This is a genomic window from Enterovirga sp. (assembly GCF_028290205.1).
GTDB lineage: Bacteria > Pseudomonadota > Alphaproteobacteria > Rhizobiales > Beijerinckiaceae > Enterovirga.
In genome coordinates this window covers 1-3,773 of sequence record NZ_JAQGKF010000084.1, presented here as the reverse complement: position 1 = coordinate 3,773, position 3,773 = coordinate 1, and the positions used below count along the sequence as shown (strand labels likewise).

Annotated in this window: 2 protein-coding genes and 1 pseudogene; 1 reads left to right on the top strand and 2 read right to left on the bottom strand. The window is 71.7% G+C overall.

The genetic code is table 11. The features are described from left to right. Window positions 1–1,010, top strand: a 1,010-nt coding sequence (locus JWR86_RS05675; protein WP_299561961.1) for a glycosyltransferase, incomplete at its 5' end; no start/stop codon positions are given. Window positions 1,011–1,026: 16 nt separating this feature from the next. Here JWR86_RS05675 and scpA read toward each other — a convergent pair. Further along, complete coding sequence (gene scpA / locus JWR86_RS05670; protein WP_299561958.1) at window positions 1,027–3,192, bottom strand: methylmalonyl-CoA mutase; 2,166 nt, start codon at window positions 3,190–3,192, stop codon at window positions 1,027–1,029. Between the two features lie 112 nt (window positions 3,193–3,304). Then, window positions 3,305–3,773 (bottom strand): annotated as a pseudogene (locus JWR86_RS05665) (methylmalonyl-CoA mutase); the annotation flags it as partial.

Sequence of the window (3,773 nt, the reverse complement as noted above, 5' to 3'; positions counted from 1 at the left end):
CCCGCATCCTCGGCCGGCGGGAGGGCCCCGTCGCGCCCGAGCCCGCCGCCCATGCCGAAATGGCCGGGCGGGCGCTGCGCCGGGCCGGCCTCGCAGCCCGCCTCGAGACCTGCCCGGACGGCATGGTGCGCATCCGCCGTCCGCTGCCGGAGCCGGTCCCGCTCGCCACGTTGATCGTGCCGACGCGTGACCGGGTCGACCTGCTGCGCACCTGCCTGACCAGCTTGCGGGGCCGCACCGACTGGGCACGGCTCGACATCGTGGTCGTGGACAACGACAGCCGCGATCCGGCGACGCTGGCCTATCTGCGCGAGATCGAGGCGAGCGGCGCGGCCCGCATCCTGCGCTGGCCCGGCCCGTTCGACTTCGCGGCCATGAACAACGCGGCGGCCCGGCAGGCGTCGGAGGGGCTGCTCGGCTTCATCAACAACGATGTCGAGGCGTACCGGCCGGACTGGCTGCAGCGAATGGCGGCCGAGGCCCTGCGGCCGGAGGTGGGGGCGGTGGGGGCGAAGCTGGTGGACGCGGACGGCCGCATCCAGCATGGCGGCATCGTGCTCGGCACCGGCGGCGGCATGGCGACCCACGCGCACCGCTTCTTCCCGGGCCATGCGCCGGGTCATCTCGACCGGCTGCGCCGGACGCACCGGGTCGCGGCCGTGACGGCCGCCTGCCTGGTCGTGGAGGCCCGGAAATTCCACGCCGTGGGCGGCTTCGACGCCGAGCGGTTCGCGGTGGATTTCAACGACGTCGACCTCTGCCTCCGTCTCGACGACGGCGGCTGGCGCACGCTGATGGTGCCCGAGGCCGTGCTGCATCACCGCGAGGCCGCGAGCCGGCACTGGACGCCCGAGGCCCTGGCCCGGCACGAGGCCGAGGTGGCGCGGTTTCGCGGGCGTTGGGGCGCCCGTCTCGCGGCGGATCGCTGGTACCATCCGGGCTTCGACCCGGAGCTCGGCACCTATGTCCGGCTCAGACCCACGCCGCCCAAAGGGGCACAGCCGCGCTGAGCGGCCGGAGCGCGCTCTAGGCGGCGGCCTCGTGCACCGAGTAGCCGAGCCGCCGATTCAGGTCCTGCAGCAGCCGCTCGGCCGCCTCGGCAATCACCGTGCCGGGCGGAAAGATGGCCGCGGCGCCGGCCCGGTAGAGGGCGTCGTAATCGCCGGGCGGCACCACGCCGCCGACCACGATCATGATGTCCTCCCGCCCGTAGCTGGCGAGGGCGGACCGCAATTCGGGCACGAGGGTCAGGTGCCCGGCCGCGAGCGAGGACACGCCGACCACGTGGACGTCGTTCTCGATCGCCTGCCGGGCGGCCTCGGCCGGGGTGGCGAAGAGCGGCCCGATGTCGACGTCGAATCCAAGGTCGGCAAAGGCCGAGGCGATCACCTTCTGGCCGCGGTCGTGACCGTCCTGGCCCATCTTGGCGACCAGGATGCGGGGTCGCCGCCCGTCGTCCTGCTCGAAGGCTTCGGCCTGCTGCCGCACCCGTTCCACTGCCGGCGACATGCCGCCCGCCTCCCGCTTGTAGACCCCGGAGATCGCCTTGATCTCGGCCCGGTGCCGCCCCCAGACACGCTCCAGGGCGTCCGAGATCTCGCCGACCGTCGCCTTGGCCCGGGCAGCCTCCACCGCCAGGGCCAGGAGGTTGCCGCCGCCACCGCTGGCCGCTTCGGACAACCCGGCCAGCGCCACCGTGACGGCGCTCTCGTCCCGTTCGCCGCGCAGGCGCTTGAGCTTGTCGATTTGGAGGGCCCGCACGGCCGAGTTGTCGACCCTGAGTACGTCCAGCTCGCGGTCGTCGACGGGCTTGAACTTGTTCACCCCGACCACCGTCTGGGCGCCGGAATCGATGCGCGCCTGGGTGCGGGCGGCCGCCTCCTCGATGCGGAGCTTCGGGATGCCGGCCTCAATGGCCTTGGCCATGCCGCCGAGCCGCTCGACCTCCTGGATGTGGCTCCAGGCCTTGCCGGCGAGTTCGGCCGTCAGCCGCTCGATGTAGTAGGAGCCGCCCCACGGGTCGATGACGCGGCTGGTGCCGCTCTCCTGCTGCAGAAAGAGCTGGGTGTTGCGGGCGATGCGGGCGGAGAAGTCGGTCGGCAGCGCCAGGGCCTCGTCGAGGGCGTTGGTGTGCAGCGACTGCGTATGGCCCTGGGTCGCGGCCATGGCCTCGATGCAGGTTCGGACCACGTTGTTGAACGGATCCTGAGCGGTGAGGGACCAGCCCGAGGTCTGACAATGGGTGCGCAGCGGCAAGGACTTGTCGCTCTTGGGCTCGAAACCCTTGACGAGCTTCGCCCACAGGAGGCGGGCGGCGCGCAGCTTGGCCACCTCCATGGAGAAGTTCATGCCGATCGCCCAAAAGAACGACAGGCGCGGCGCGAACTGGTCGATGGTCAGCCCGGCGGCGAGCCCCGCCCGGATGTATTCGACCCCGTCCGCCAGCGTATAGGCGAGCTCGAGATCCTGCGTCGCCCCGGCTTCCTGCATGTGGTAGCCGGAGATCGAGATGGAGTTGAACTTCGGCATGTTCGCCGCCGTATAGGCGAAGATGTCACCGATGATCCGCATCGAGCCCGCGGGCGGGTAGATGTAGGTGTTGCGGACCATGAACTCCTTGAGGATGTCGTTCTGGATGGTGCCGGCGAGCTTGTCGGGCGTGACGCCCTGCTCCTCGGCCGCCACGACATAGAGCGCCAGCACCGGCAGCACGGCGCCGTTCATGGTCATCGACACGGACATCTGGTCGAGCGGGATGCCCGAGAACAGCGTCCGCATGTCGTAGATGGAATCGATGGCCACCCCGGCCATGCCGACGTCGCCGGAGACGCGCGGGTGATCGGAATCGTAGCCCCGATGCGTGGCGAGATCGAAGGCGACCGAGAGGCCCTTCTGCCCCGCCAGCAGGTTGCGGCGGTAGAAGGCGTTGGAATCCTCCGCCGTGGAGAAGCCCGCATACTGGCGGACGGTCCAGGGCTGGTTCACGTACATGGTCGGGTAGGGGCCGCGCAGATAGGGCGGCAGGCCGGGCCAGGTGTCGAGGAAGTCGAGGCCCGCGCGGTCGGCCGGCCCATAGCTCGACCGCACCTCGAGCCCTTCCGGCGTGAGCCAGGCCTCGGTCGCGACGTCCGGCGGCGAAGGAATGTCCGTCGGCGCAAAGGCGAGCGATGCGAAATCGGGGATGCGGCTCATGTTTGCTCCCACGGACGAGCGCGCGCCGGCTGTGCCGGGGGCGGCTCATCCGCCTTTCGAGATAAGCCGGGTCACCCGGCCTGTCCAACGGCGAGGTGTCCGGCTTGCCAGGTCAGGCCCCGCCCGCCGCGAGGGCGTCCTCGCCCAACACCAGGAGGTCGGAGCCGACGCCCACGAAGCCCGTGACCCCGGCCGCGCGCCAGCGCGCCTCGTCGTCCGGCGAGGGCCGGCCAGCGAGGTAGATCCGGGCCGCACCCGCCGCGGCGAGCGCCCGGGCAGCGGGTTCGGCTTCGCCGGCATAGATCTCGTCGGAGGAGCACAGGCAGACGAGGCCGGTGCCGGCCTCCCGCAAGGCGGCCGCGAGGCCGTCGCCACCGGGCGCGGCCAGGACGGGCAGGGCCTCGATGCCGACCGCCTCGAAGGCGTTGCGGGCGAAGGTGGACCGCGCCGTGTGAGCCGCGACGGGGCCGAGCTGCGCCAGCACGATGCGGGGCCGACGACCCTCGCGCCCCTGCAGGGCGTCCGATCGGTCGCGCAGCCGCTCATAGCCTTCTGCGAGGCGGCGCGACGGAAGGGCGGTC